The 24,626-nt window shown below is 63.6% G+C and carries 22 protein-coding genes; 12 read left to right on the top strand and 10 right to left on the bottom strand.

Annotated features, from left to right (window positions below; translation table 11 throughout):
- Positions 1 to 19: 19 nt before the first annotated feature.
- Complete coding sequence (locus tag BM046_RS05085) at positions 20 to 1,507, top strand: helicase HerA-like domain-containing protein (protein WP_090537633.1); 1,488 nt, start codon at positions 20 to 22, stop codon at positions 1,505 to 1,507.
- 105 nt (positions 1,508 to 1,612) lie between these two features.
- On the opposite strand, the gene ahpF is transcribed toward BM046_RS05085, so the two are convergent.
- Both ahpF and ahpC read right to left on the bottom strand, forming a co-directional pair.
- Positions 1,613 to 3,184, bottom strand: a complete 1,572-nt coding sequence (ahpF, locus tag BM046_RS05080) for an alkyl hydroperoxide reductase subunit F (protein WP_090537631.1) — start codon at positions 3,182 to 3,184, stop codon at positions 1,613 to 1,615.
- A gap of 135 nt (positions 3,185 to 3,319) precedes the next feature.
- A complete protein-coding gene (gene ahpC, locus BM046_RS05075; protein WP_090537628.1) occupies positions 3,320 to 3,883 on the bottom strand; it encodes an alkyl hydroperoxide reductase subunit C in 564 nt (187 codons plus the stop codon).
- Between the two features lie 311 nt (positions 3,884 to 4,194).
- Here ahpC and BM046_RS05070 point away from each other — a divergent pair, with 311 nt between their 5' ends.
- The 4 genes from BM046_RS05070 to ubiT all read left to right on the top strand — a co-directional run bounded on the left by BM046_RS05070 (position 4,195) and on the right by ubiT (position 8,231).
- Positions 4,195 to 5,454: an acyl-CoA dehydrogenase family protein gene (locus BM046_RS05070; protein ID WP_090537626.1), complete on the top strand. Its 1,260-nt coding sequence runs from the start codon at positions 4,195 to 4,197 to the stop codon at positions 5,452 to 5,454.
- A 384-nt stretch (positions 5,455 to 5,838) separates the two neighbouring features.
- Positions 5,839 to 6,834 (top strand): ubiquinone anaerobic biosynthesis protein UbiU, encoded by a 996-nt coding sequence (gene ubiU / locus BM046_RS05065; RefSeq protein WP_090537622.1) that lies wholly within the window; start codon positions 5,839 to 5,841, stop codon positions 6,832 to 6,834.
- 9 nt (positions 6,835 to 6,843) lie between these two features.
- Positions 6,844 to 7,734, top strand: coding sequence for a U32 family peptidase (locus BM046_RS05060; protein ID WP_090537621.1), 891 nt, complete (start codon positions 6,844 to 6,846; stop codon positions 7,732 to 7,734).
- On the top strand, positions 7,728 to 8,231 hold the full coding sequence (gene ubiT / locus BM046_RS05055) for a ubiquinone anaerobic biosynthesis accessory factor UbiT (protein WP_218150002.1): 504 nt from the start codon (positions 7,728 to 7,730) through the stop codon (positions 8,229 to 8,231). The genes BM046_RS05060 and ubiT overlap by 7 nt, the downstream gene beginning before the upstream one ends.
- 116 nt (positions 8,232 to 8,347) lie before the next feature.
- Here ubiT and BM046_RS05050 read toward each other — a convergent pair whose 3' ends face one another.
- The 6 genes from BM046_RS05050 to BM046_RS05025 form a co-directional block, all read right to left on the bottom strand.
- Positions 8,348 to 8,593 carry a cytochrome C oxidase subunit IV family protein gene (locus tag BM046_RS05050; protein WP_090537618.1) on the bottom strand — a complete coding sequence of 82 codons (246 nt, stop codon included), beginning with the start codon at positions 8,591 to 8,593 and terminating at the stop codon, positions 8,348 to 8,350.
- Between the two features lie 9 nt (positions 8,594 to 8,602).
- Complete coding sequence (locus tag BM046_RS05045) at positions 8,603 to 9,208, bottom strand: cytochrome c oxidase subunit 3 (protein ID WP_090537616.1); 606 nt, start codon at positions 9,206 to 9,208, stop codon at positions 8,603 to 8,605.
- Complete coding sequence (locus BM046_RS05040; protein ID WP_090537612.1) at positions 9,208 to 11,049, bottom strand: nitric oxide reductase activation protein NorD; 1,842 nt, start codon at positions 11,047 to 11,049, stop codon at positions 9,208 to 9,210. Before BM046_RS05040 ends, BM046_RS05045 begins: the two co-directional genes overlap by 1 nt.
- Before the next feature lie 116 nt (positions 11,050 to 11,165).
- Entirely contained in the window at positions 11,166 to 12,569 is a 1,404-nt protein-coding gene (locus tag BM046_RS05035; RefSeq protein WP_090537610.1) for a cbb3-type cytochrome c oxidase subunit I, read from the bottom strand.
- A 40-nt stretch (positions 12,570 to 12,609) separates the two neighbouring features.
- Positions 12,610 to 13,056, bottom strand: coding sequence for a c-type cytochrome (locus tag BM046_RS05030; protein WP_090537608.1), 447 nt, complete (start codon positions 13,054 to 13,056; stop codon positions 12,610 to 12,612).
- A 40-nt stretch (positions 13,057 to 13,096) separates the two neighbouring features.
- Positions 13,097 to 13,942 (bottom strand): CbbQ/NirQ/NorQ/GpvN family protein, encoded by an 846-nt coding sequence (locus tag BM046_RS05025; protein ID WP_090537606.1) that lies wholly within the window; start codon positions 13,940 to 13,942, stop codon positions 13,097 to 13,099.
- Between the two features lie 277 nt (positions 13,943 to 14,219).
- On the opposite strand from BM046_RS05025, the gene BM046_RS05020 reads away from it, so the two are divergent.
- Entirely contained in the window at positions 14,220 to 16,265 is a 2,046-nt protein-coding gene (locus BM046_RS05020; RefSeq protein ID WP_090537603.1) for a TonB-dependent receptor, read from the top strand.
- A gap of 51 nt (positions 16,266 to 16,316) precedes the next feature.
- A complete protein-coding gene (locus BM046_RS05015; RefSeq protein WP_235818571.1) occupies positions 16,317 to 18,032 on the top strand; it encodes a nitrite reductase in 1,716 nt (571 codons plus the stop codon).
- A gap of 61 nt (positions 18,033 to 18,093) precedes the next feature.
- Here BM046_RS05015 and bfr read toward each other — a convergent pair whose 3' ends face one another.
- Both bfr and BM046_RS16480 read right to left on the bottom strand, forming a co-directional pair.
- Positions 18,094 to 18,564 carry a bacterioferritin gene (bfr, locus tag BM046_RS05010; protein ID WP_090537599.1) on the bottom strand — a complete coding sequence of 157 codons (471 nt, stop codon included), beginning with the start codon at positions 18,562 to 18,564 and terminating at the stop codon, positions 18,094 to 18,096.
- 125 nt (positions 18,565 to 18,689) lie between these two features.
- Complete coding sequence (locus tag BM046_RS16480; protein ID WP_090537597.1) at positions 18,690 to 18,896, bottom strand: bacterioferritin-associated ferredoxin; 207 nt, start codon at positions 18,894 to 18,896, stop codon at positions 18,690 to 18,692.
- A gap of 365 nt (positions 18,897 to 19,261) precedes the next feature.
- Between BM046_RS16480 and BM046_RS05000 the strand changes: the two genes are divergently transcribed.
- The 5 genes from BM046_RS05000 to BM046_RS04980 are packed head-to-tail and all read left to right on the top strand — an operon-like array spanning position 19,262 to position 24,612.
- Positions 19,262 to 20,716: an MFS transporter gene (locus tag BM046_RS05000; protein ID WP_177197790.1), complete on the top strand. Its 1,455-nt coding sequence runs from the start codon at positions 19,262 to 19,264 to the stop codon at positions 20,714 to 20,716.
- 43 nt (positions 20,717 to 20,759) lie between these two features.
- Positions 20,760 to 22,091 carry an MFS transporter gene (locus BM046_RS04995; RefSeq protein ID WP_235818570.1) on the top strand — a complete coding sequence of 444 codons (1,332 nt, stop codon included), beginning with the start codon at positions 20,760 to 20,762 and terminating at the stop codon, positions 22,089 to 22,091.
- A gap of 16 nt (positions 22,092 to 22,107) precedes the next feature.
- The gene (locus BM046_RS04990; RefSeq protein ID WP_090537591.1) at positions 22,108 to 23,085 is read left to right on the top strand and encodes a DUF2157 domain-containing protein; all 978 of its coding nucleotides are present in this window, start codon (positions 22,108 to 22,110) and stop codon (positions 23,083 to 23,085) included.
- Positions 23,082 to 24,131 (top strand): DUF4401 domain-containing protein, encoded by a 1,050-nt coding sequence (locus tag BM046_RS04985; RefSeq protein ID WP_090537587.1) that lies wholly within the window; start codon positions 23,082 to 23,084, stop codon positions 24,129 to 24,131. Before BM046_RS04990 ends, BM046_RS04985 begins: the two co-directional genes overlap by 4 nt.
- Positions 24,121 to 24,612 (top strand): GDYXXLXY domain-containing protein, encoded by a 492-nt coding sequence (locus BM046_RS04980; protein WP_090537585.1) that lies wholly within the window; start codon positions 24,121 to 24,123, stop codon positions 24,610 to 24,612. The genes BM046_RS04985 and BM046_RS04980 overlap by 11 nt, the downstream gene beginning before the upstream one ends.
- Positions 24,613 to 24,626: the final 14 nt, after the last annotated feature.

Genomic DNA, 24,626 nt, shown 5'->3' with positions numbered 1-24,626 from the left:
ACAGGGAGGCGTACCTTTCATGATTCCATCTCTGCAGCTGGGCGGCGCCGATGGCCGCGTGATCAGCCAGCCCCTGAACATGTGCAACCGCCACGGTCTGATCGCCGGGGCCACCGGCACCGGCAAGACAGTTACCCTGCAGGTACTGGCCGAGGGCTTTGCCAGAGCCGGCGTGCCGGTATTCGCCGCCGATATCAAGGGCGATCTGTCCGGTGTGGCTGCCGCCGCTGCGCCTTCTGCCGGTATCGACAAGCGACGGGCGCTGATGCCGGGTCTGGAGTGGCAGCCCGAATCGGTGCCCGTGGTGTTCTGGGACATCCTCGGTGACCGCGGCCATCCATTGCGCACGACCATCAGCGAGATGGGACCGCTGTTGCTGGCCAGCCTGCTGGACCTCAATGACAATCAGCTGGCCGCGCTCTACGGCGTATTCGCCTGGGCCGATCAGCAAGGCCTCCTGCTGCTGGATCTCAAGGACCTGCAGGCGCTGCTGGACTGGCTGCTGCGCGCCCCCGAGGAGCTGGCCACCGTCAGTGGCGGTATTTCCCCGGCCAGCATCCAGGCCATCCAGCGCCGGCTGGTAATACTGCAACAGCAGGGCGCCGAGCGGCTGTTCGGCGAGCCGGCCCTGCAGCTGGCGGATCTGATGCAGCGCGATCTCTCCGGCCGCGCCCATATCCATCTTCTCGAAGCCGGCAAGCTGATCCAGGAATCGCCCCGGGTCTACGCCAGCTTCCTGCTGTGGCTGCTTTCGGAGCTGCATGAACAGCTGCCGGAACAGGGCGATGCCGACCGGCCGCGCCTGGTGTTGTTCTTCGATGAGGCGCACCTGCTGTTCGACCGCACGCCGAAGGTTCTGCATGAGCGCATCGAGCAGGTGGTCCGGCTCATTCGCTCCAAGGGGGTAGGGGTGTTCTTCGTCACCCAGTCACCCAGCGATCTTCCCGACGCGGTACTGGCCCAGCTGGGCCTGCGTATCCAGCACGCCCTGCGCGCCTATACCCCCAGGGAGCAGAAGGCGCTCAAGGCCGTGGCCGACGGCTTTCGCAGCAATCCCGCCTTCGATACCCGGGCGGTACTGACGGAGCTGGCGGTGGGCGAGGCGCTGGTCAGCGTACTGGATGAAAAGGGCCGCCCCTCGGTCGTTGAGCGTACCCTCATGGCTCCTCCGCGCTCACGCATTGGTGTCCTGAACGAGACGGAACGTGCAGCCCTGTTCCAGGCCTCGCCGCTGGCAGGGCGCTACGAGCGTGGCATTGACCGCGAATCCGCCTACGAGATTCTCGCCCAGCGCGCCGAGCATTCGGCGAAGCAGGCACAGGCCGAAGCTGAAAGTCGAGCCAGGGAAAAGGCAGAGGCCCGCAACGGCCGCAAGGGTACATCCAGTCGGAGCGTGACCGATGGGGTGATCAATACCACGGTGCGCTCGGCGGTACAGACCCTGGCCAGGCAGATAGGTCGGGAGCTGGCCCGTGGATTGCTGGGATCGCTGACGGGGCGGAAGTAGCCGCTGCGTTATGGACAGTGGCTCGATGTAAGCTCGCGGTTTTCACCGGCCTGAAATGCAACAACCGCACCCAAGGGTGCGGTTGTCGGTTCCAGCGGGCGGGGATCAGGCGGTAGCCTTTTCCTCGGCACCTGCAGAGGTGCGGATCAGGTGGTCGAAGGCCGCCAGCGAAGCAGTGGCGCCCGCGCCCATGGAGATGATGATCTGCTTGAAGGGAACGGTAGTCACGTCCCCGGCGGCAAATACACCCGGTACCGACGTGGCACCACGGGCATCGATCTCGATCTCGCCGAAGCGGGTCAGCTTGACCTCGCTGTCCTTCAGCCAGTCGGTGTTGGGAATCAGACCGATCTGGACGAAGATACCCGCCACGTCCACCTGGTGGCTTTCGCCGGTCTTGCGATCGGTGTAGGTCAGACCCACCACCTTGCTGCCATCACCACGCACTTCAGTGGTAGCGGCGTTCATGATGATCTCGACGTTCGGCAGCGAACGGGCCTTGCGCTGCAGGACCTCATCGGCACGCAGGGTGTCGCTGAATTCCAGCACGGTCACATGCTCGACGATACCGGCCAGGTCGATGGCCGCCTCGATACCGGAGTTGCCACCACCGATCACCGCCACACGCTTGCCCTTGAACAGCGGGCCGTCACAGTGCGGGCAGTAGGCCACGCCCTTGCCGCGGTATTCCTGCTCGCCGGGCACGTTCATTTCGCGCCAGCGGGCACCGGTGGCCAGGATCACCGACTTGCTGCGCAGGGTAGCGCCGCTGGCCAGCTCGATCTCGATCAGGCCATTGCTGGTCAGTTTGGCCGCGCTCTGCTCGGTGATCACGTCAATGTCGTACTCCTTGACGTGCTGCTCCAGGCTGGCAACCAGTTTCGGACCCTCGGTGTAGGGCACGGAAATGAAGTTCTCGATACCCACGGTATCCATTACCTGGCCGCCGAAACGCTCGGCCACCAGACCGGTGCGAATGCCCTTGCGCGCAGCATAGATGGCTGCCGAGGCGCCGGCCGGGCCACCGCCGACGATCAGCACTTCGTAGGGACCCTTCTCGTTCAGCTCGGCCGCCTTGCGCTCGGCCGCGCCACTGTCGATCTTGTTGACGATCTCGGCCAGCGTCATGCGGCCCTGGCCGAAGTGTTCGCCGTTCAGGAACACGGTGGGCACAGCCATGATCTGGCGGCTCTCGACCTCGTCCTTGAACAGGGCGCCATCGATCATCACATGGGTGATGTTCGGGTTCAGGGTCGACATCAGGTTCAACGCCTGTACCACGTCCGGGCAGTTCTGGCAGGACAGCGAGATATAGGTCTCGAAGTGGAACTCGCCCTGCAGGTTGCGGATCTGCTCCAGCAGTGCCGGATCAGCCTTGGACGGGTGACCACCGGCCTGCAGCAGCGCCAGTACCAGCGAGGTGAACTCGTGGCCCATGGGGATACCGGCAAAGCGGACCCGCGGGGTTTCCCCGGCGGCGGCAACACCCATGCTCGGGGTGCGCTTGTCGGCGGCATCCTTCAGGGTGATCTTGCTCGACATCTCGGCGATTTCAGCCGCCAGTTCGTAGAGCTCCTTGCTCTTGGGGCTGTCGTCTACGGACACGCTGACTTCAATCGGCTTGGCGATATTCTGCAGGTAGGTGTCCAGTTGCTTCTTCAGATTGGCATCTAACATGGTATGCGTGTCCTGGAATAGGGTGGATAGGGAGGGTTTCTTTTCTTTGGCCTGCCAGCTCGGACAGGCAAAGAAAAGAAACCCGGCCCGCCAACCGGGCGCAGCGCGCCACGGCGGGCCGGGTTTCAGGCTGACTTAGATCTTGCCAACCAGGTCCAGCGAGGGAGCCAGAGTGGCTTCGCCTTCTTCCCACTTGGCCGGGCAGACTTCGCCGGGGTGGGCAGCTACGTACTGGGCAGCCTTGATCTTGCGCAGCAGGTCGGCAGCGTTACGGCCGATACCTTCGGCAGTGATTTCCACAGCCTGGATGATGCCCTGCGGGTCAACGATGAAGGTACCGCGGTTGGCCAGACCCTGGTCTTCACGCAGGATCTCGAAGTTGCGGCTGATCTGCATGGTCGGGTCGCCGATCATGGTGTACTTGATCTTGCCGATGGTTTCGGAGCTGTCGTGCCACGCCTTGTGGGTGAAGTGGGTGTCGGTGGACACGGAGTAGACTTCCACGCCCAGCTTCTGCAGCTCTTCGTAGTGGTCAGCAACGTCGCCCAGCTCGGTGGGGCAGACGAAGGTGAAGTCGGCGGGGTAGAAGAAGAATACGGCCCACTTGCCCTTCACGTCAGCGTCGGTAACGGTGATGAACTCGCCGTTCTTGAACGCCTGAGCGGTAAACGGCTTGATTTCAGTATTGATAACGGACATTGAAGACTCCTTAGTTGAGCTTTTGTCTTGCGGGTTGGAAACAGTGGCCATGATAGGCCCCTGCCTGGGATATTAAAAATAAATTTAGCCTAAGCGCTGAATAGCTTTTGCCTATATGGGGCTGGAGGCAGGCAATTCAAGCTGAATCATTAAAATTGATCCTGATCAATTTTTTTATTCAGTTCGTGAATAGGTTAAATTCAGCCCCTGATACAAGATAGCGAGAATCCTACCGCAGTCCTAGGCTCCATAGTAGGCCCGAATTCCGCTGTTTTCCCGGATCGGGTGTCCTCATTTTTCAGGAGCTGACCATGGATTTTGCCTACAGTGCCCGGACCGAAAACCTGCGCGGCCAGGTACGCGGTTTTCTCGATCAACACATAGTCCCCCGGCTCGGACAATGGCAGCGCGAGGTGGCTGCCGGCGCCTTCCCGGTCTCCTTCATGGAGGATCTCAAGGCGCTGGCCAGATCCGAAGGGCTGTGGAACCTGTTTCTCCCTTCCCTCGGGGCCGACGAGCCCGGACAGGGCCTGAGCAATCTCGAGTATGCCCCCCTTGCCGAGATCATGGGGCGGGTGAGCTGGGCTTCGGAGGTGTTCAACTGCAATGCCCCGGATACCGGCAACATGGAGCTGCTGCACATGTTCGCCAGCGACGAGCAACGCGAGCGCTGGCTCAATCCTCTGCTCAATGGAGAGATCCGCTCGGCCTTCGCCATGACCGAGCCGGATGTGGCCTCCTCGGACGCCAGCAACATCCAGACGTTGATCCGCCGGGAAGGGGGTGAGTATGTCATCAATGGCCGCAAGTGGTTCATCACCAATGCCTCGCACCCGGAGTGCGCCTTCCTCATCGTGATGGGCAAGACCGACCCGGATGGCGAGCCGCGTCGGCAGCAGAGCATGGTCATAGTTCCCTTCGACACCCCCGGCGTGGAATTGGTGCGCAACATTCCTGTCATGCATCACCTGGCACCCGAAGGGCACAGTGAGCTGATATTCCGCGATGTCCGGGTGCCGGTGGGTAACCTGCTCGGCGCGGAAGGTGACGGCTTCATGATGGCCCAGGCGCGGCTCGGGCCGGGCCGGGTGCATCACTGCATGCGCGCCATCGGCATGGCCGAGCTGGCGCTGGAGTTGATGGTGGAACGCGCCCTGGAGCGCAAGACCTTCGGGCGCTATCTGCATCAGCATGGCAGCGTTTCCGAATGGATCGCCCGCTCGCGCATGGAGATAGAACAGGCCCGCCTGCTGGTGCTCAAGACCGCCTGGATGATCGATAACGTCGGTGCCAAGGGTGCGCGCAAGGAAATTGCCATGATCAAGGCCGTAGTGCCGAGCATGCTCAACGGGGTGGTGGACCGGGCCATGCAGGTGTTCGGCGCCATGGGACTGACCCCGGATACCCCGCTGGCCGATTTGTGGATCAGCTCCCGCTGCCTGCGCATCGCTGACGGCCCGGACGAAGTGCATCTGCGCAGCATCGCCCGGCTGGAGATCGCCGAAGGCCAGGAACGGCGCGGTAGCGGCAGCGACTACCTGACCCCGCCGGAGGTGTTGCGCGCCAGATAGCGAACGGGTGGACGAGCTGGTGCTCATCCCTCCCAGGGCGAGCACCGAGTCTCTCGGGTACGTCTGGACCCCGGAAACGGCGAGCACCAGCTCGATGGGCGGCCTTGCAGCAGACACTGAGCTCTCCGGCTGCCGCGTGGACGAGCTGGTGCTCCTCCCCCCCAGGGCAAGCACCGAGTCTCTCGGGTACGTCTGGACCCCGGGAACGTCGAGCACCAGCTCGATGGGCGGCCTTGCAGCAGACACCATGCTCTCCGGCAGTCCGCCTGGACGAGCTGGTGCGCTTCCTCCCGGCCCATTGAAGCTCCGTCTTGACCTTGATCAATGCCCTTTGCGGCCGCAGGGGGCAGAGTCTCCGGCTGATATTGAGCACAGGGAGTTACCATGCAACTGGTCTGTCCCGCAGGCAGTCTGCCTGCCCTCAAGGCAGCGGTGCGGCAGGGTGCCGATGCTGTCTACACGGGTTTTCGTGACGATACCAACGCCCGTCACTTCGCCGGTCTGAACTTTACCGACAAACAACTGGAAGCCGGACTTGAGCTTATCCGCCAGCAGGGGCGCAAGCTGTTCATCGCGGTCAACACCTACGCCTTGCCGGATGGTTGGGCGCGCTGGCAGAGGGCGGTGGACCGCGCTGCGGATCTGGGTGCGGATGCGCTGATCGCCGCCGACCCCGGCATCCTCGCCTATGCCAGCCGCCGTCACCCGCGGTTACCGCTGCACCTGTCGGTACAGGGGTCGGCCACCAACGCGGCGGCCCTGCGCTTCTACCACGAGCAGTACGGCATCGCCCGTACGGTACTGCCCCGGGTGCTGTCGCTGGCGCAGGTGCGTCAGGTCGCCGCTTCCAGCCCGGTACCGGTGGAAGTCTTCGCCTTCGGCAGTCTGTGCATCATGGCCGAGGGCCGTTGCCATCTGTCCTCCTATGTCACCGGGCAGTCGCCGAACCTCTGCGGTGTCTGCTCCCCGGCCAGCGCCGTGCGCTGGAGCGACGAGGAGGACGGTCTGACTTCGCGCCTGAATGACGTGCTGATCGATCGCTACCAGGCGGGGGAGGCTGCCGGCTATCCGACCCTGTGCAAGGGCCGTTTCATGGTGCACGGCAAGCGCTTCCATGCGCTGGAGGAGCCTACCAGTCTGAACACCATGGAGCTGATCCCGCAGCTGAGCGAGATCGGTGTGGTGGCGGTGAAGATCGAAGGGCGGCAGCGCAGCCCGGCCTATGTCGAGCAGGTGGTCGGTGTCTGGCGCAAGGCGCTGGACAGCTACCGCAGGGATCCACACAACTTTGCCGTGGAGCCTGCCTGGAATCAGGTGCTGGGCAATGTGTCGGAAGGCAGCCAGACCACCCTGGGCGCCTATCATCGTGCCTGGCAATAGGAGAGCCATATGAAACTGACCCTGGGACCTGTCCTGTTCTACTGGCAGCGTCAGAGCATCATGGACTTCTATGCCGACATGGCCCAGCAGCCGCTGGACGTGATCTACATGGGCGAGACGGTGTGCTCCAAGCGCCGGGCGCTGTCGCTGGATGACTGGACAGGGCTGGCCCGCGAGGTGCGTGAGGCCAGCGGCGCCGAGGTGGTGCTGTCCGGTCTGACCCTGATCGAGGCGGCCTCCGAGCTGGGCGTTCTGCGGCGACTGTGCGAGAACGGTGAGATCAAGGTCGAGGCCAACGACATGGCGGCCGTGCAGTTCCTCACGGCGCAGGGGGTGGAGTTTGTCGGCGGACCGGCACTGAACATCTACAACGCCTTCACCCTTGAGGAGCTGGTCCGCCGCGGCATGAGCCGCTGGGTGCCGCCGGTGGAGTGTTCTGCCGACCTGCTCAGCGCACTGATGCAGCAGGCCCGGGAGCATGACATCAGGTTGCCGGAGATCGAAGTGTTTGCCTGGGGGCACCTGCCGCTGGCCTACTCGGCGCGGTGTTTTACCGCCCGGGCGGAGAACCTGGCCAAGGACGACTGCGGCTTTATCTGTCAGAACTACCCCGATGGTATTCCCATGACCACCCAGGAAGGGCAGGTGCTGTTCACCCTGAACGGCATCCAGACCATGTCCGGTGGTGTGAGCAATCTGCTGGCCGAGTACCCGCGGATGCAGGCGATGGGTATTGATGCGCTACGCCTGAGTCCACGCTCGACCGATATGGCGGACATAGTGCAGCAGTTTGACCAGGTGCGCCGCGGTGGTACACCGCCGCTGGCGCTGGATGGATGCAATGGTTACTGGCATGGCCAGCCGGGCATGCTGACCGTGGAGGAGGTGGGACTGTGTTGAACCTCGCTGATCTGCTGTTGAAGGCCGGAGGGCCAGTGCTGCCGCTGGGCAGGCACATCCCCTTTGCCGTACAGAAGCTGGCGATCGAGCAGGCGATGAAGCGGCTGTTTGCCGAGCCGCTGAATGACGGCGAGTTCGATGTGCTGGAGGGGCGCTGGTTGCGTATCGAGGTCAGTGATCTGGGCATGGCCTGGTGCCTGACCCGGGATGCGGTCGGTCTGCGACTTGCCCGCAGTGCCCCGGTGGATGTGTGCATCCGCGGCAACTGGAAGGAATTTCTGTTGCTGGCCAGCCGGCAGGAGGATCCGGATACCCTGTTCTTCCGCCGTCGGCTGGTGATCGAGGGGGATACCGATCTGGGTCTGGCGGTCAAGAATCTGGTGGACAGCCTGGACCCGGAACTGATGCCGCCGCGCCTGTGGCAGCTGATCAGCTGGCTGGGAGCGGCGGCCAGGGAGCAGGAACAGGTGGCGCCGGCACAGCCGGCCCGGGGCTAGGCCGCCCAGGGAAAGTCAGCAGCTCGATCAGGTGGTCGGGCGCTGGCTCGCTGGACGAGCTGGTGCGCGTCCTTCCCGGGGGTATCTCTTCTGCGGGCGAGCGATTGCCCACGCAGCTACATATTGAACAGCGCAGTCATTCCCACGATCAGTACCAGCCAGCCACTGACCACCCAGCGCAGCCAGGCCGGAGCGTGGCGCAGCTCCATGAACTCGTCGATCAGCCATTGCCCCTTGATGAAGGTCGCAGCCAGCACGCAGCCGATTACCCAGCTGGCGTTCACATTCTGTCCGGTCAGCCAGGCGGCGAGGGTGAGCAGGACCAGACCGGCCAGGCCGATTTCAAGGGCGTGGGTTTTCATCTTGACTCCTCAGGGCAGGACATAGAGCAGGGGAAAGAGCACCAGCCAGACCAGGTCCACCATGTGCCAGTAGCTGGCGGCGGATTCGCCTGCCATGCGCGCCTTGTCGGCGTTCGGGTACTGGCCGGTGCGGTAGCGCCTTGCAACCACCAGGAGGATGACCATGCCGATCAGCACGTGGGCCATATGGAAGAAGGTGGTGAAGAAGTAGAAGAAATAGAAGGTGTCGGTGCGCAGGTTGTAGCCGGCGCCGAACAGCAGGGCGTATTCACTGAGCTTGATTGCGACATAGCCCAGCCCGCACAGCGCAGCCAGGCTGAAGCCGCGCCCCAGTGCCCGGGGCTGGCCCTGGGCGCTGAGGCGGACACCGCGGGCGGCGAAGTAGCTGCCGCTGAGCAGGATCAGGGTGTTGATCAAGCCTGCCTCCGGGTGCAGGGTGGCGATGCCGGCGCTGAACATCTGCTCCCAGTGGCCCCGGGCAAAGGCCATGCTGCCGAGCAGCAGAAGAAAGGCCAGCAGTTCGGCGAGGATGAAGCACCACATGGCCAGGTCACCGGGAATGCGCGCGGTCTGCGGTGGGCTCAGGTCGGTGAGACTGTACTCAGGGCTGTTCATCAGATGCTTCTCCCGGTCAGCAGCAGGTAGAGTTTCGGCAGCAGGCCCGGCAGCTCCGAGGCCTGGCGGATCAGCTGGTAGCGCTGCTGGCCGAAGAGGTAGGGCAGGTAGTCCGCCGCCTGCTGGTCGATGGTCACGCAGAATGGCTGGATGCCGGCCCGGCGGGCCTCCAGCAGCGCCTGGCGGGTATCCTCCATGCCGTAGCGCCCCTCGTAGACATCCAGATCGTTGGGCTTGCCGTCGGTCAGCAGCAGCAACAGGCGCTGCTCGGCGGGTTTCTCGCGGAGGATCTCGGTGGCCTGGCGGATGGCGCCGCCCATGCGGGTGTAGTAGCCGGGCTTGAGTTCGCGGATGCGCCCATGGATGGCCTGGCCCCAGGGCTCGGCGAAGTTCTTGATCAGATTGAAGCGCACGTGCTCCCGGCGTCTGGAGGAAAAGCCGTACATGGCAAAGTCGTCATGGCCGGCGTCCAGGGCCTCGCCGAGCAGGTGCAGGCTGTCGCGGATCACGTCGATCACCTGATGCTCGTTGTCGGCCCAGGCCTCGGTCGACAGGGACAGGTCCGCCAGCACCAGACAGGCCAGGTCCCGGTGCCGGGCGGCCTCCCTTTTCCACAACGCCGGCTGGGCGCTGGCGGCGCCGCGACGGCGGTCGGCGGCAAAATGCAGGCAGGCCTGCAGGTCAAGGAGCGGGCCGGCGGGCTGGCGCTTCTCCCAGACGCGCTGGGGGCGCAGACCCTCGAACCGCTGGCGCAGGCTGCGGGCCAGTGGTTGCAGGCGTTCGGGCAGGGGAGCCGGTTCGGCGTCCCGGGGCAGCATGGGGATGACCCTGCAGTGGTTGTCACGCAGGCGCTGCTGCTTCCAGTCCCACTCGGGGAACAGGCAGCCGTCGGTCAGGGGAATGTCATCCTCGGCGGCCGACGGCAGGTCCAGATCCAGTTTGATGCGTGAGGCGCTGGTGCTGGGACTGCGCGACAGACTCAGATAATCCAGGTCCTCGGCGATGCTGTCGCTGTCCTCGTCGTCGCTGTCATCCTCGCAGCGGTCGACCGGCACGAATTCGGACCAGGAGAACAGACTCTCCAGTCGGAAGATCATCATGCCGTGACGGTTCTGGTTGTCGTCCACGTATTGCGCCTGCTTGCGCTGGCGGCTCTGGCGCACCCTCCCTGGGGCGGAAGGAGCGGGCTGGTCGTCCTCATCATTGGCTGCTCCCGCCAGGCGCGGAGCGGACTCCGGCAGGGGATACAGCCACAGGGGCACCGGCCAGGGCTCGCCCGGTGCGGCGGGCAATGCGGGCTGACTGCCGGGCGACAGCAGGGCGCACTGCAGGGCGCTTTCCCTCGCGCTCTGGGCGGGGGGCAGGCGGCGGGTCCGGCGCAGTTCCACCAGCTGCTGCGCCAGTCGGTAGTAGGTGTCGTTGAGGCCGGGGTAGGCCGCCAGGGTGCGCAATACCAGCTGCTGGTTGCTGTGCAGCCAGTCGCCCTCCGGGCAGGCTGCCGATTGGCTGGCCATGGCGGTCAGCCACAGGTAGAGATCGCGATTGAGTTCGGGCTGCGGAAATACCGCCAGCGCTTCGGGCACGCGCAGGGCGTCGACCTCGCGCCAGGCCACGGCATGCCGCCGGCCACTGCCGGCCAGACGGTGGGCCAGCGGGCGCCAGGCGTTGATATTGCGCTCGGTGCTGGCCTTGATGGTCAGCCCGGGGTCGCCACTGAGGGCACGAAAGACCATGGCCAGGCGGGGAGCTTCATCCGCCAGGCGCACTCGGGCCCGGGGAAAGTCGTCACCGGCCAGACGGGTGATCAGTCGGTGCCAGCGGATGCCAACGGCTTCTTCCATTGCAGGTCTCCCGAAGATGCCTGCAGCCAGCGGCTGCAGGCGGGAAAGGGGCGCTGCCGGACGGCGGCAGCGCGGTGGTGAGCTGGGTGGCGGGCCCACAGGCCACGCCGCCGGGCTCAGGCGGCGGTCATCAGCGCCGGTGCTTCTTCACGGGTGTTGCGGGCTACCAGGAAGCTGTACAGATACATGCCCAGACCGACGGCGAAGGCTACGCCGGCGGCGAGGCGCATCCAGTACACATGCATGATGGCGTCCTGGGTTTGCATGTAGCCGATGGCGCCGGCGTCACCAGGCAGGCGTTGCAGCTCGATCTGGATCCAGCCAGCCCAGGTCAGCAGCAGGGTGATGGCCAGCATGCTGAGGCTCATCACCCAGCACGACCAGATCTCCATGCGCTGGGCCTGTGGGCTGTTGCACTCGCGGCCATGCAGCTTCGGCCAGGCGTAGGAGATGATGGCCATGCCGATCATGGCGTAGGCGCCGAAGAAGGCCAGGTGTCCGTGGGCGGCGGTCAGCTGGGTGCCGTGGGTGTAGTAGTTCACCGGAGCCAGGGTATGCAGGAAGCCCCACACGCCGGCGCCGAGGAAGGCCATGATGGTGCAACCTACCGCCCAGGTAACCGCTGCCTTGTTCGGGTGTTCGCGGCGACGCTGCCTGAGCATGCTCAGGGCGAACAGCACCATGAGGAAGAACGGCAGGGGTTCAATGGCGGAGAAGATCGAACCGATCCACAGCCAGTAGGACGGTGCACCGATGAAGAAGTAATGGTGCCCGGTACCCAGAATGCCGGAGATCAGCGCCATGGCGATGATCAGATACAGCCACTTCTCCACCACCTCGCGGTCAACGCCGGTGGTCTTGATCAGGATGAAGGCCAGGATAGCGCCCAGAATCAGTTCCCATACGCCTTCCACCCACAGATGCACTACCCACCACCAGAAGTACTTGTCCAACACCAGGGACTTGGGGTTGTAGAAGGAGAACATCCAGAATACCGCCAGGCCGATCAGGCCGGTGACCAGCACCATGTTGACCACGGTCTTGCGGCCCTTGAGTACGGTCATCAGGATATTGAGGATGAAGCCGGCGACAACCAGGGCGATACCGATCTTGGTGACGGTCGGCTGTTCGAGGAACTCCCGGCCCATGGTCGGCAGCAGGTCATTGCCGGTCAGCTCGGCGAGCCGGGCGTAGGGCACCAGCAGGTAGCCGAGAATGGTCAGCACGCCGGCCACGGCGAAGATCCAGAACAGCGCGTAACCCAGTTTCGGGCTCCAGAGTTCGGTCTGGCTCTCCTCGGGCACCAGATAGTAGGTGGCGCCCATGAAGGCGAACAGCAACCAGACGATCAGCAGGTTGGTGTGGACCATGCGAGCCACGTTGAAGGGAATCTCCGGAAACAGGAAGTCGCCGATGATGTACTGGGTGCCGAGGATCAGACCGAAGACGATCTGACCGACGAACAAGAGCATGGCAAAGGCAAAGTAGGGTTTTGCCACCGCCTGTGAAGCGTATTTCATGATGTGATTCCTTATGCAGTCAGAGTCGGGTCAGGTGAACTCAGCCTTCCTTGTTCGGCGGCCAGTCGTTGGTATCAATACGCGCCGACCAGATCAGGAACTCGGCCATGTCGTTGAGTTCCTGGTCGCTCAGGTTGAACTGGGGCATCTGCCGACGACCCTCCACACCGGTGGGCATGGCTTTCATCCAGGCGCTGAAGTAGGCCTTGAAGGCCGCTTCGTTCTCCATGCCCCGGCGCTTGAACACGTTGCCCAGCTCCGGTGCGAAATAGGCCCCTTCACCCATCAGCGAGTGGCAACCGACGCAGTTGTTCTTCTCCCACAGGTGCTTGCCGTGGGCGACTTCGGCGGTGAGCTGGTCGCGGTTCTCCCGTTCGGGTATCGCCGTCACCGTATCCACCGTCAGGCCAATGAACAGCAGCATGAAAAACATGCCGCCACCGTAGTAGATGTTGCGGGCCATGCCCTTGGTAAAGCGCTCCGACATAGTTGTCTCCTCGGGTGTATGCGGATAGCGGGGTCGCCGCTCAGGCGATTCTTCTGTTGGCCGGTGCCTGTGCCTGGTCGGCAAAGTGCACGCGGACGATGTCCATGATGGCCGCCTGGGCCACCGGCTCGTCGGTCAGGGGCTGCGCCATGCAGGCCTGACAGGCCTGGCGCGGGTCCATGCCGGCGGCGATCAGCCGTGCGGTATGGATCAGCAGACGGGTGGAGGGCGCCTCCTCGAGATCGTGTTCGCCGAGGTGTCGCAGGGCATTGCCCAGGGCCACCAGCTGTTCGGCACGGGTCGCATCCAGTCCCGACTCGCGCTGCACTATGTGGCTCTCCGCCGCGGCCTGCGGATAGTCGAAGGCCATGGCGACGAAACGCTGGCGGGTACTGGGTTTGAGGCCCTTGAGCAGGTTGCGGTAGCCGGGGTTGTAGGAGACCACCAGCATGAAGCCGGGTGCGGCCTGCAATTCCTCACCGGTGGCTTCCAGCGGCAGAATGCGACGATCGTCCGCCAGCGGATGCAGGACCACGGTGATGTCCTTGCGCGCCTCTATTACCTCGTCCAGATAGCAGATGGCGCCCTCGCGTACCGCACGGGTCAGGGGGCCGTCCTGCCAGAAGGTGCCGTTGGCACCGATCAGGTGGCGGCCGACCAGATCCGCGGTGGTCAGGTCGTCGTGGCAGGCCACGGTATACAGCTTGCGGCCCAGGCGCTCGGCCATGTACTGGATGAAGCGGGTCTTGCCACAACCGGTCGGGCCCTTGATCAGCACCGGCATGCCGAAGCGGTCGGCCTGCTCGAAGAGCTCGACCTCATTCCCGCTGCGCTGATAGAACAGGGCAGGCTGCGGAGACAGGAGTTCGGATCGGGTTGCATGCATTGGAAATTCCTTGCTGAGCGACGTTTGCTCAACCTGTAACAAGGAATGTGCCAACTTCTAAGTGATTGAAATGTAAAGGATAAAGCCAGTGATGGTGATATGAACCCTGGCTGAACAGGGTTTTTTATACTTTAAATGGTTTAATTTACCCAATCCACAGTGCGATGGTATGTCGCACCATAAAATGCGGCAGCATGTCGCATGTCGGCTTGACGGCCATCAAATTTTCCTGCGGGCACTTCACCGATGATGAAGGCACATCAGTGGAGTGATTGCCATGAAAAAGCCAGCACTTGTCGCAACCCTGTCCCTTCTCAGCCTGTCGGTGGCAGCGGCCTCCGTCGAGCCGACCCTGCGGCTGGAGGATACCGTGGTGAGCGGCACCGGGTTCGAGGTCGCCAGTCTGATGAGCCCCGGTTCCATTACCCGGATCAGCCGGGAGCAGGTCCAGGGGCGCACGCTGGCGGATGTGGCGGAACTGTTCCGGGATATCCCCGGGGTAGTGCTGACTGACGCCGATACCCCCGGCATGAAACGCATCTCCATCCGCGGCGAGAGCTCGCGGCGGGTAACCATCCGCATCGATGGGCAGACGGTTACCGATCACACCGATTACGGCACACCGCTGTTGATCGATCCCGCACTGATCGAGCGGGTGGAGGTGGTCCGGGGGCCGGCTTCGGTGATCAACGGCTCCAACGCCATCGGCGGGGTGGTCAATATCATCACCCGGCGCGGCAGCGATCGGCCTCTGGAAGCCTATGCCGGCGGTGGCTACTACTCGGCTACCCAGGGCTATCGCAGCAACGCGGGACTGGCGGGCAGCAGTGACCACTTCGACTATCGGCTGAGTCTTTCCCGCAGCGAGCACAGCGACCGGCGCACCCGGGAGTACGGCGCCCTGGACAACTCGGCTTATGACAACCACTCCGCGGCGCTGCATCTGGGCTACCGCCAGGGCAATCACTACCTGGCACTGAAGGCCGAGCGTTTCGATCTGAGTGCCGGCACCTGGGTCGAACCCCAGCCAGGTTCCGAATTCAATCTGGAGTTTCCCACCCGGGATCAGCAGCGCTATGCGTTGTTCTACGAGGCCACGGACCTCGGCCCGGTGCTGCGCAAGCTGTCCGCCAATGCCTATACCCGCAGGGTGGACAGGGATTTTCGCAACACCGTGGTGACCCGTGCCATGCCGGTCACTGTCACTGTCGCCAACCAGTCGCTGGATGAACAGCGCACCCGCGGTCTGGCCGGTCAGGCCGAACTCGAACTGCTGGCCGGCCAGACCAGCCTGCTGGGCGTGGAGTTCATGCTTGATGAGCTGGACAGTGACAAGCTCGGCACTACGACCCGGGTCACCCCCATGGGCACTGTGGTCATCCCCAGCAGTGCGAGTCAGACAGCCAATCAGCAGACGCTGTCGGCCTTCGCCCAGCAGCAATGGCAGTTCGCCGATGACTGGACCGCCTACCTGGGCGGGCGCTACTACCGGGTGGAGTCGGAACTGGAGCGCAGCACCGAACGGGCCGGGGTGGACGGCAGCGACAGCCGCCTGCTCGGCTCCCTCGGGCTGGTCTACAGCCCCCGGCCTCATTGGGCGCTGCGGGCCAACCTGGCCGAGGGGTACTCCTATCCGACCCTGAACCAGCTGTACTCGGTGTCGGCCGCGCGGGACCGCATCTTCTATGGCACCCCGGACCTGGACCCCGAGCGCGCCCGGGTGCTGGAGCTCGGCTGGCGCTACGAGGTGCCCGGGGTGACCGCGGATATCGCCTTGTTCCACACCCGCGCCCGGGACTACATCGATCGCCAGCGCGTCACTGCTACCCCGGACGGCTATGTCCCGCCGAGCAACCCGGCCCTGGAGCAATGGCAGTACGTCAACGTCAGTCAGGCCCGCACCACGGGACTGGAGCTGGCTGTGGAGTGGCGTCCGGACTGGCTGCTGCAGCCCCACGCGGCCATCAGCCTGAGCCGTCGCAAATTCGACTATGGCAACGGCTATGCCACCCGGGACAGCGGTTTGCCCCTGGCGACCGGCACCCTGGGGCTGCGTTCCTACCAGGTGCTGGGGCAGCTGGATGGGGAGTTTGACCTGTTCATCCGCACCGCCAGTGGCGCCGAGCGCCGGGGGGCTGACCGCCAGCTGGAGGAACGGCAATCCGGTTACGCCACCCTCAATCTGGCGATGACCTTCGACTTCCAGGACAGGCTCAGCGCCAGAGTTCTGCTGGGCAACCTGCTCAACCGCTCATATCAACCCTTTGATGAGCTGCCAGGCCTGCAACGGCATATCGATACGGAGATACGACTGACCTTCTGAGCTGCGCGTCAACGCTTTGCCACTATCTGAATCACGGAAAGGAAAACAGCCATGAGAATGACCACATCGCTTACCACAGCATTGAGTGTGCTGGCCCTGACAGTCACTGCGGCGGCCTTTGCCCAGACCTCCAACCCGGAACAGGCCGCGGCTGCCTACCAGGGGGAGGCGTCGGCGATAGACCCGACGCTGGCCAGGGTCGTGCATACCCCAGGTGCGCCGGATCTTACCGAGGCCGATTTCGATCGGGCCAAGGAAATCTACTTCCAGCGCTGCGCCGGCTGCCACGGCGTGCTGCGCAAGGGGGCAACCGGCAAGCCGCTTACCCCGGACATCACCCAGCAGCGCGGCCAGGCCTATCTGGAAGCCCTGATCACCTACGGCTCACCCGCCGGCATGCCGAACTGGGGCACGTCGGGGGAGCTGAGCCCCGAGGAGATCACCCTGATGGCCAACTACATCCAGCATGAGCCGCCGACTCCTCCGGAGTGGGGCATGGCCACCATGCGCGAAACCTGGAACGTGCTGGTCAAGCCAGAGGACCGGCCGACCCGGCAGATGAACAACCTGGACCTGCCCAACCTGTTCTCGGTGACCCTGCGTGACGATGGCAAGATCGCCCTGATCGACGGCAACAGCAAGAAGATCGTCAAGACCATAGATACCGGCTATGCGGTGCACATCTCGCGGATGTCCGCCTCCGGCCGCTACCTGCTGGTCATCGGTCGCGATGCCAAGATCGACATGATCGACCTGTGGGGCAAGGAGCCGGTCAAGGTCGCGGAAATCAAGGTGGGTATCGAGGCGCGCTCGGTGGAAACCTCCAAGTTCGAGGGCTTCGAGGACAGGTATGTGATTGCCGGCGACTACTGGCCGCCGCAATTCGTGATCATGGACGGCGAGACCCTGGAGCCGCTGAAGATCGTCTCGACACGGGGCATGACCGTGGACGAGCAGGAGTATCACCCCGAACCGCGGGTGGCGGCCATCATCGCCTCCCACGAGCATCCGGAGTTCATCATCAACGTCAAGGAAACCGGTCAGGTCATGCTGGTCAACTACGAGGATCTGGAGAACCTCAGCGTGACCAGTATCGGCACCGCCCAGTTCCTGCATGACGGCGGCTGGGACAGCTCGCACCGCTACTTCATGACGGCGGCCAACAACTCCAACAAGGTGGTGGTGATCGACTCCCGCGACCGCAAGCTGGCGGCCATTGTGGATGTCGGCAAGATCCCGCACCCGGGCCGTGGCGCCAACTTCGTGCACCCGCAGTTCGGACCGGTGTGGGGAACCAGCCACCTGGGTGACGACACCATCTCGCTGATCGGGACCGATCCGGTGAACCATCCCGAGCATGCCTGGAAGGTGGTGGCCACCCTGAAGGGGCAAGGCGGTGGCTCGCTGTTCATCAAGACCCACCCGAAATCCAGCCATCTCTACGTGGATACCACCTTCAACCCGACCGCGGAGATCGCCCAGTCGGTGGCGGTATTCGACATCAACAACCTGGAGGCGGGTTACAAGGTACTGCCGATTGCCGAGTGGTCCGGCATCGCCGAGGGCCCGCGCCGGATAGTCCAGCCCGAATACAACCGGGCCGGGGACGAGGTGTGGTTCTCGGTGTGGAGTGGTCAGGAGGAGGAATCGGCCATCGTGGTGGTGGACGACAGGACCCTGGAGCTCAAGCGTGTCATCCGCGACCCGCGGCTGATCACACCGACCGGCAAGTTCAACGTGCACAACACCCAGCACGATGTGTACTGAAGCGGTCTGGCAGTAACGAAAACGGGAGCCGATCGGCTCCCGTTTTCATTGATGCAGCTGCTCAGTTGCTGATCTGCGACTGCTGGTAGTTTTCCAGCCCTACCTTGTCGATCAGACCCAGCTGGGTTTCCAGCCAGTCGATATGCTCTTCCTCGGACTCGAGGATCTCTTCGGCCAGATCACGGCTGCCGTAATCACCGATGCTCTCGAAGTAGGCGATGGCGTCCTTGAGATCCTGGATGCCGGAGATCTCCAGGCGCAGGTCGCACTCGAGGATCTCCCGGGTGTTCTCGCCGATCAGCAACTTGCCCAGATCCTGCAGGTTGGGAATGCCCTCGAGGAACAGGATGCGCTTGATCAGCGCATCGGCATGCTTCATCTCGTCGATGGATTCCTTGTATTCATGCTCGCCGAGCTTGTCCAGCCCCCAGTCCTGCAGCATGCGAGCGTGCAGAAAATACTGGTTGATGGCGACAAGCTCATTGCCGAGCAGCTTGTTGAGATGGCGGATAGCCTGTGCATCGCCTTTCATGACGGTAATCCTCAGTATGCTGGGTGAGCCTCAACAACTGAGTGTGCTACCGGTACTGGATGCTGTCAAATCCGCCTTGGAAATCAAACAGATAGGAATGTATTACGGATGTGTGCGAGACGCATTCATGCCATCGCGTATTGCGCGGCATTGACGAAGCTCACGCTGGTCTGACGGTACTCGTTGATGATCGACTTGCACTCGCGGCCACACTTGCCGCATTGGGTGGCTACGTCCAGGCGTTCGCGCAGGTCGCGCATGCTGCAGGCGCCCTCGGTTACAGCATCGCGAATCTGTGTGTCAGTGATTCCCTTGCAAAGACATACATACATGGGCATTCCCCCGGCAGGTCAAGATGGCGATAAGGTAAGGCGAATGAGAATAATTGTCAAACAATTATCCATGCTATTCGCATTCCATCAATTGCCGGGCATCAACAGCACGGCCGCAACGCCCATCATCGAGCTGAATATCTCCCATCCTGCTGCGTTATGGTCGCGCCAGGCCCCGTCAATTCTGGGTTCTGGTCCGGCACGATCCTGGTGGCGAAGGGATGGGCCCCCACAGAGCGAAGGGAGGAGGTTAACGAACCTCAACCTGACGTAGACTGGCATAAGCGCCCGGTGCCTGCGGGCGGACAATAACAATTACAACAGGGCCGGTGGCAGCTGTGCCGGTCGCAATGGGAGTGGCATCAATGAGTCAGTCCGGAATCCTCAAGCGTTCCACCATCCTTATCCATGGCTCCGTGGGCATGCCCCTGGCCATCATCGGTTATCCCCTGGCAGTGTACCTGCCTCCCTTCTACGCCCAGGAAATGGGACTCAACATGGCGCTGATGGCGCTGGTACTGGTTTTTGCCCGCCTCACCGATGTGGTTACCGACCCGATCATGGGCATGATCAGTGATCGCTGGCAGACCCGCTTCGGCCGGCGCAAGCCCTGGCTGGTGCTGGGTACACCCATCATGTTGCTCAGTACAGTGATGATTTTCATGCCGCCCGATGGAGCCGGCCTCTGGCATTTGCTGCTCTGGACAGTGCTCATGTATCTGGGCTGGACCATGGTGACCCTGCCCTACGGGGCCTGGGGAGCCGAGTTGTCGACCCTGTACCACCAGCGCAGTCGGGTTACCGCCTCGCGGGAGGGGTTCGTGCTGGTCGGGTTGTTCGTTGCGGCGCTGGCCCCTGCAGTGGTGCAGGCCATGGGCAAACGTTACGCCGCCGGTGATACCGACGGCGCCTTCATGCAGGCGATGATCTGGCTGGTCGGCAAGGACGGTCAGCTGGGCCTGGGCTACGGCCCCATCCTGGCCGGCATGGGCTGGCTGCTGCTGATACTGTTGCCGGTCACCGTGCTGATGGTGGTGACCATGGTGCGCGAGGCGCCTCCGCGCTCGGTACAGAAGACCGACTGGAAGAAGGGCCTGCGGGTGATGAAGAACAACGGTCCCTTCAAGCGTCTGATGCTGATTCTGCTGATCGTCATCACCGGCGAGTCTTTCCGTAACGCCATGTCGGTGTTCTTCATGCAGCACGTGATCCAGATCCAGGCCCATATCGGCATGATGTATCTGCTGTATTTCGGCGTGGGAATACTGGGCATTCCGTTCTGGTTGATCCTCGGTCGTCGCATCGGCAAGCACAATGCCTTCTGTGTCGCCGTGGCGGTATCCAGCGCCAGTATTCTGGGCATGTTCTTCCTGCAGGCGGGCCAGCTGGTGCCCTTCGCGCTGATGTTCGCGATCAAGGGGTTCTGCTTTGCTGCCTTCCAGTTCCTGCCGCTGTCCATGCTGGCGGACATCGTTGATCTGGACACCGCGCGCAGCAAGGAGCACCGCACCGGCCTGTTCTTTGCCATGTCGGGGATGGCGCAGAAATCGGCGATGGCGCTGGGTCTGGGCCTGTCGCTGGGGCTGCTGGCGCTGGTCGGCTTCGATGCCACCCAGGCGGTGCATTCGGACCAGTCGCTGATGTCCCTGCGGGTGCTCTATATCGTCGGCCCCGTACTGATGTACATGGCCGCCTTCGTGCTGGCGCGGCGCTACCCGCTGACCTCCTCGCGCCAGGAGCGCATCCAGTCCTGGATCGAACGGCGGGATCTGCGCCTGCAGGCGGCCGCAGCGCCCGAGAACTGCCAGGCGCGAATCTGACCTGCGCTTCCGCTATGCTGTCATCCTTCAAGATCAGTGAAGGATGACAGCAATGGCAGAACGGTCGCAGTTCGAGTTGCTGGGCAGCAGGCGCTTCCTGCCCTATTTCATTACCCAGTTTCTCGGCGCGTTCAATGACAACGTGTTCAAGCAGGCTCTGGTGCTGGCGATCCTGTTTCGCGTCGGCACCAGCGCCGACCCCAATGTATTGATCAATTTCAGCGCGCTGCTGTTCATCCTGCCGTTCTTCCTGTTCTCCGCGCTGGGTGGGCAGCTCGGGGAGAAATACCCCAAGCACCGGCTGATCCGGCTGATCAAGTTCGCCGAAATCCTGATCATGCTGTTCGGCGCGGCAAGCGTGCTGCTCGCCAATCTGCCGATGATGCTGGCCGTGCTCTTCGTCATGGGCTCGCAGTCAGCGCTGTTCGGCCCGGTGAAGTACTCGATACTGCCCCTGCACCTGGCGGAGCGGGAGCTGGTCGGTGGCAATGCTCTGGTGGAGATGGGCACCTTTCTGGCGATCCTCGGTGGCACCCTGTTCGCCGGCCTGCTGATGAGCAGTGAGCAGTGGGCCTGGTGGGTATCGCTGGCCGTGCTGGGATTCGCCTTGGCCGGCTTTCTCGCCAGTCTGGGCATACCCGCGACCACGGCTGCGCTGCCGGGCCTGGCATTGGACTGGAATATCTTCCGGCAGTCAGCTCGCATTCTGCACCTGGGGCTGGTGAAGCAGTCGCGCACCGTGTCCCGCTCGCTGCTGGCCAACTCCTGGTTCTGGTTTCTGGGCGCAACCTATCTGGCGCAGATTCCGGGTTTTACCCATGACTACCTGCACGGCGACGAGTCGGTGGTCAGTCTGATCCTGGCGGTGTTCTCCATCGGCATTGCTGCGGGGTCGCTGCTGTGCGAGCGGCTGGCGGGGCGTACGGTCAACCTCGGGCTGGTTCCGATCGGTGCGGCAGGGCTGACCCTGTTCGGCCTGTTGTTGTGGGTTGGGGCCGGACAGTTGGCGGTGGGTGTGGAACAGTTGAGCTGGCGCGCGTTGCTGCATCAGCCGGCGGCCTGGTGGGTGATGAGCTGCATTCTCGGGCTGGGCATGTTCGGCGGTTTCTATATCGTGCCCCTGTATGCCCTGATCCAGTCCCGTACCGACGACCATGAGCGATCCCGGGTCATCGCCGCCAACAACATTCTCAATTCGCTGCTGATGGTGCTCTCGGCGGTACTGGCCATGCTCATGCTGGGGGTGGTGGGCATCAGCATTCCCCAGCTGTTCCTGCTGGTGTCGCTGCTCAATATTGCCTTTTCGTGCTATCTGTTTTTCACTGTCCCCGAATTCCTGCAGCGGCTGCGGCTGTGGCGCGGCGCCGGCGGATGACACAGGGAGGGTCGATATGGATCATATGGACGAGTTGCGTCGGCGCGACCAACTGCTCAGCTGGGGCGAGCAGGGGCTGCTGACGCCGACGCAGCTGAAGCGCGCCCTGGCGCCAGCCACATCAGCGGCTTCCGCTGCGCAATGGCGCTGGGCGCTGGACCGGTTGCTGGGCTTCTACGGCTGCCTGCTGCTGGCGCTGGGCGTGATCTTCTTCTTTGCCTTCAACTGGGACGAGCTGCATCGCGGGCACAAGCTGGCGGCGGCGGCGCTCGCTCTCAGCGGCTTTGCCGTGGCTGCTTTCATCCTGCAATCCGGTTCGGCATTCCAGCATGCCTGTCTGTTCGGAGCGGCCCTGACCACGGGAGCCCTGCTGGCACTGATCGGCCAGATATATCAGACCGGTGCCGATATCTGGCAGCTGTTCGCCGGCTGGAGTGCGCTGATGCTGCTCTGGGTGCTGTTGTCGCGCTCCGCGGCCAGCTGGATGCTGCTGTGGCTGGTCGTCAATCTGGCGGTGTTGCGCTACTTCGCCGTGCATGCCGGGTGGCTGGGCAGCATCCTGACCTCGGCGTCGGGTCTGCTGGCTGCGGTGCTGACCAATCTGCTGTTGTTGCTCGTGTTCGAGATGGCTGGAGGCTGGCTGCTGCTCCGGCCGGGCAGGTTGCTGCACCGCCTGTGCGGTCTGGCGCTGGTAGCGGCGCTTACCGTCGGCGGTTGTATCGGCTGGTGGCAGCATGAGTACCGGGAACTGCTGGTCGGACTGCTGCTGGCAGCGCTGATCGGCTTGCCTGTCTACCTGCGCAGGCGCCCGGACCTGTTCATGGTGGCCATCCTGGCCTACTCGCTGGTCGTGCTGACGGCTGCGGGTCTGATCCGCCTGCTGGATCCGCTGGACGGTTTCGGAGTGCTGCAGCTGGTGGGCATCCAGTTACTGGCCAGCAGTGCCGCAGTGTCGGTGTGGCTGCACCGCCTGTACCGGGAGGCAAACGCATGAGGGAGAGTTGGAAGCAGGCGCTGCTGGAGAATCTGCGTCAGCGCGGCATAGTGGATGAGGCTGCCGCTGCGGCGGTGATGCAGCAGAGCCCGGCACCCTGGTTCGTTCATCTGTTTGCCGGTCTGGCCGCTTGGTTGGCAGCGCTGATGCTGATTCTCAGCAGTGCCCTGGCGCTGGCGCACGACAGCCTCTTCGGGGCCATCCTGATTGGCGCCATGCTGCTGGGACTGGCAGTCTGGCTGCTACGTCAGCCCGGCATCTTTCTGGCGCAGATGGGGCTGGCCCTGTCGCTGGCGGGGCAGGGCATGCTGGTCTACGCGGTCGGCGAACTGTCCGGATCTGATGAGCTGCGCAGTTGCGCCCTGAGCGGTGCACTGGTCGCCTTGGGCATGCTGTGGGTGCCGGCGCCCGCGCTGCACAGGGTGCTCTGTGCCCTGGGTGTATTTGCCGGCGTGGCGGTGCTGATCGGTTTCAATGGCTGGCTGTCGCTTTACGGTCTGCTGCTGGCGGGCCTGGCACTGCTGCTCTGGCTCCGTCGGGGCGCATGGGCCGGGGCGCCGCAGGCGCTGGTCTGGCGGGCGGTGGCGGCGGCAGCGACCCTTGCTGCCATGGCACTGCCGCTGATAGCCCGCAGGGACTGGACGCTACCGCTGGGCAGGCTGGCCGACGAAGCCGCATGGGTTCTGTGGCTGTACCCCCTGGGCGCAGCCACCCTGCTGCTGGGCGTTGCGCTCTGGCTGGTGCGGGGCCAGTCGCTGGCGAGGGTGGCATCGGTGGGTATTGCCTGCCTGGTTGTCGGTGCACTTGGCTGGGCGGCTCCGGGGCTGCTGGTGACAGGTGCCCTGTGGCTGGCTTTGTTCCGGGCATGCGAGCGCCTCTGGTGCGCCCTGGTCGGACTGGTGGTGACCCTGTATCTCGGCGACCTGTATTACAGCCTGCATCTCAGTCTGTTGCACAAGTCGATGGTGCTGATGCTCAGCGGCGTGGTGCTTCTGCTGCTGCGCTGGCTGGTGCTGCGCTTCTGGGAGGCTGACAATGAGAGCTGAACGTGCTGCGATAGTGGCTGCCCTGTGTCTGGTGCTGGCGGTGGCCTGCTATCTGGTGTACGGCTTCGAGCGCACTCTGCGTGATGGTCAGCTGGTGCTGCTGGAGCTGGCCCCGGTGGATCCGCGCTCACTGATGCAGGGGGATTACATGGCCCTGCGCTTTGCCGTGGATGCCCAGCTGCCTGATTCCGGTGAGCAGATACCGGGCTATGCCTATCTGCACCGCGGCGCGGAAGGCCGGGCGGTGCTGGCTGGCACGGGGGACCAGCTCAGCTCCGAGCCGGGTGTGGTGTCCATGCGTATCCGCAGGGAGGGTGGACATCTGACGGTGGGGCCGAATGCCTTCTTCTTCCAGGAGGGCACCGCACATGTCTATGAGCAGGCTCGCTGGGGAGGCTTTCGCGTTGCCGATGATGGCACGGCCTTGCTGGCCGGGCTCTATGATGGGCAGCTACAGCTGCTGGGCAGCAACCGGCGCTGAATGTCGTCGCCGAT

This window comes from Halopseudomonas formosensis (assembly GCF_900115905.1).
GTDB lineage: Bacteria > Pseudomonadota > Gammaproteobacteria > Pseudomonadales > Pseudomonadaceae > Halopseudomonas > Halopseudomonas formosensis.
Note: the sequence above shows the minus strand (reverse complement) of the source record. Positions and strands in the feature narration are given on the sequence as shown.

Excerpts from the sequence above, each read along its gene's own strand:
- bfr (WP_090537599.1), bottom strand. The coding sequence starts at position 18,564 with ATGAAAGGCGATGCACAGGCTATCCGCCATCTCAACAAGCTGCTCGGC.
- ubiU (WP_090537622.1), top strand. The coding sequence starts at position 5,839 with ATGCAACTGGTCTGTCCCGCAGGCAGTCTGCCTGCCCTCAAGGCAGCG.
- BM046_RS04990 (WP_090537591.1), top strand. The coding sequence starts at position 22,108 with ATGGATCATATGGACGAGTTGCGTCGGCGCGACCAACTGCTCAGCTGG.
- BM046_RS05045 (WP_090537616.1), bottom strand. The coding sequence starts at position 9,208 with ATGAACAGCCCTGAGTACAGTCTCACCGACCTGAGCCCACCGCAGACC.
- BM046_RS05000 (WP_177197790.1), top strand. The coding sequence starts at position 19,262 with ATGAGTCAGTCCGGAATCCTCAAGCGTTCCACCATCCTTATCCATGGC.
- BM046_RS05035 (WP_090537610.1), bottom strand. The coding sequence starts at position 12,569 with ATGAAATACGCTTCACAGGCGGTGGCAAAACCCTACTTTGCCTTTGCC.
- BM046_RS05060 (WP_090537621.1), top strand. The coding sequence starts at position 6,844 with ATGAAACTGACCCTGGGACCTGTCCTGTTCTACTGGCAGCGTCAGAGC.
- BM046_RS16480 (WP_090537597.1), bottom strand. The coding sequence starts at position 18,896 with ATGTATGTATGTCTTTGCAAGGGAATCACTGACACACAGATTCGCGAT.
- BM046_RS05050 (WP_090537618.1), bottom strand. The coding sequence starts at position 8,593 with ATGAAAACCCACGCCCTTGAAATCGGCCTGGCCGGTCTGGTCCTGCTC.
- BM046_RS05040 (WP_090537612.1), bottom strand. The coding sequence starts at position 11,049 with ATGGAAGAAGCCGTTGGCATCCGCTGGCACCGACTGATCACCCGTCTG.
- ahpF (WP_090537631.1), bottom strand. The coding sequence starts at position 3,184 with ATGTTAGATGCCAATCTGAAGAAGCAACTGGACACCTACCTGCAGAAT.
- BM046_RS05020 (WP_090537603.1), top strand. The coding sequence starts at position 14,220 with ATGAAAAAGCCAGCACTTGTCGCAACCCTGTCCCTTCTCAGCCTGTCG.
- BM046_RS04980 (WP_090537585.1), top strand. The coding sequence starts at position 24,121 with ATGAGAGCTGAACGTGCTGCGATAGTGGCTGCCCTGTGTCTGGTGCTG.
- BM046_RS04985 (WP_090537587.1), top strand. The coding sequence starts at position 23,082 with ATGAGGGAGAGTTGGAAGCAGGCGCTGCTGGAGAATCTGCGTCAGCGC.
- BM046_RS05085 (WP_090537633.1), top strand. The coding sequence starts at position 20 with ATGATTCCATCTCTGCAGCTGGGCGGCGCCGATGGCCGCGTGATCAGC.
- BM046_RS05030 (WP_090537608.1), bottom strand. The coding sequence starts at position 13,056 with ATGTCGGAGCGCTTTACCAAGGGCATGGCCCGCAACATCTACTACGGT.
- BM046_RS04995 (WP_235818570.1), top strand. The coding sequence starts at position 20,760 with ATGACAGCAATGGCAGAACGGTCGCAGTTCGAGTTGCTGGGCAGCAGG.
- BM046_RS05070 (WP_090537626.1), top strand. The coding sequence starts at position 4,195 with ATGGATTTTGCCTACAGTGCCCGGACCGAAAACCTGCGCGGCCAGGTA.
- BM046_RS05015 (WP_235818571.1), top strand. The coding sequence starts at position 16,317 with ATGAGAATGACCACATCGCTTACCACAGCATTGAGTGTGCTGGCCCTG.
- ahpC (WP_090537628.1), bottom strand. The coding sequence starts at position 3,883 with ATGTCCGTTATCAATACTGAAATCAAGCCGTTTACCGCTCAGGCGTTC.
- BM046_RS05025 (WP_090537606.1), bottom strand. The coding sequence starts at position 13,942 with ATGCATGCAACCCGATCCGAACTCCTGTCTCCGCAGCCTGCCCTGTTC.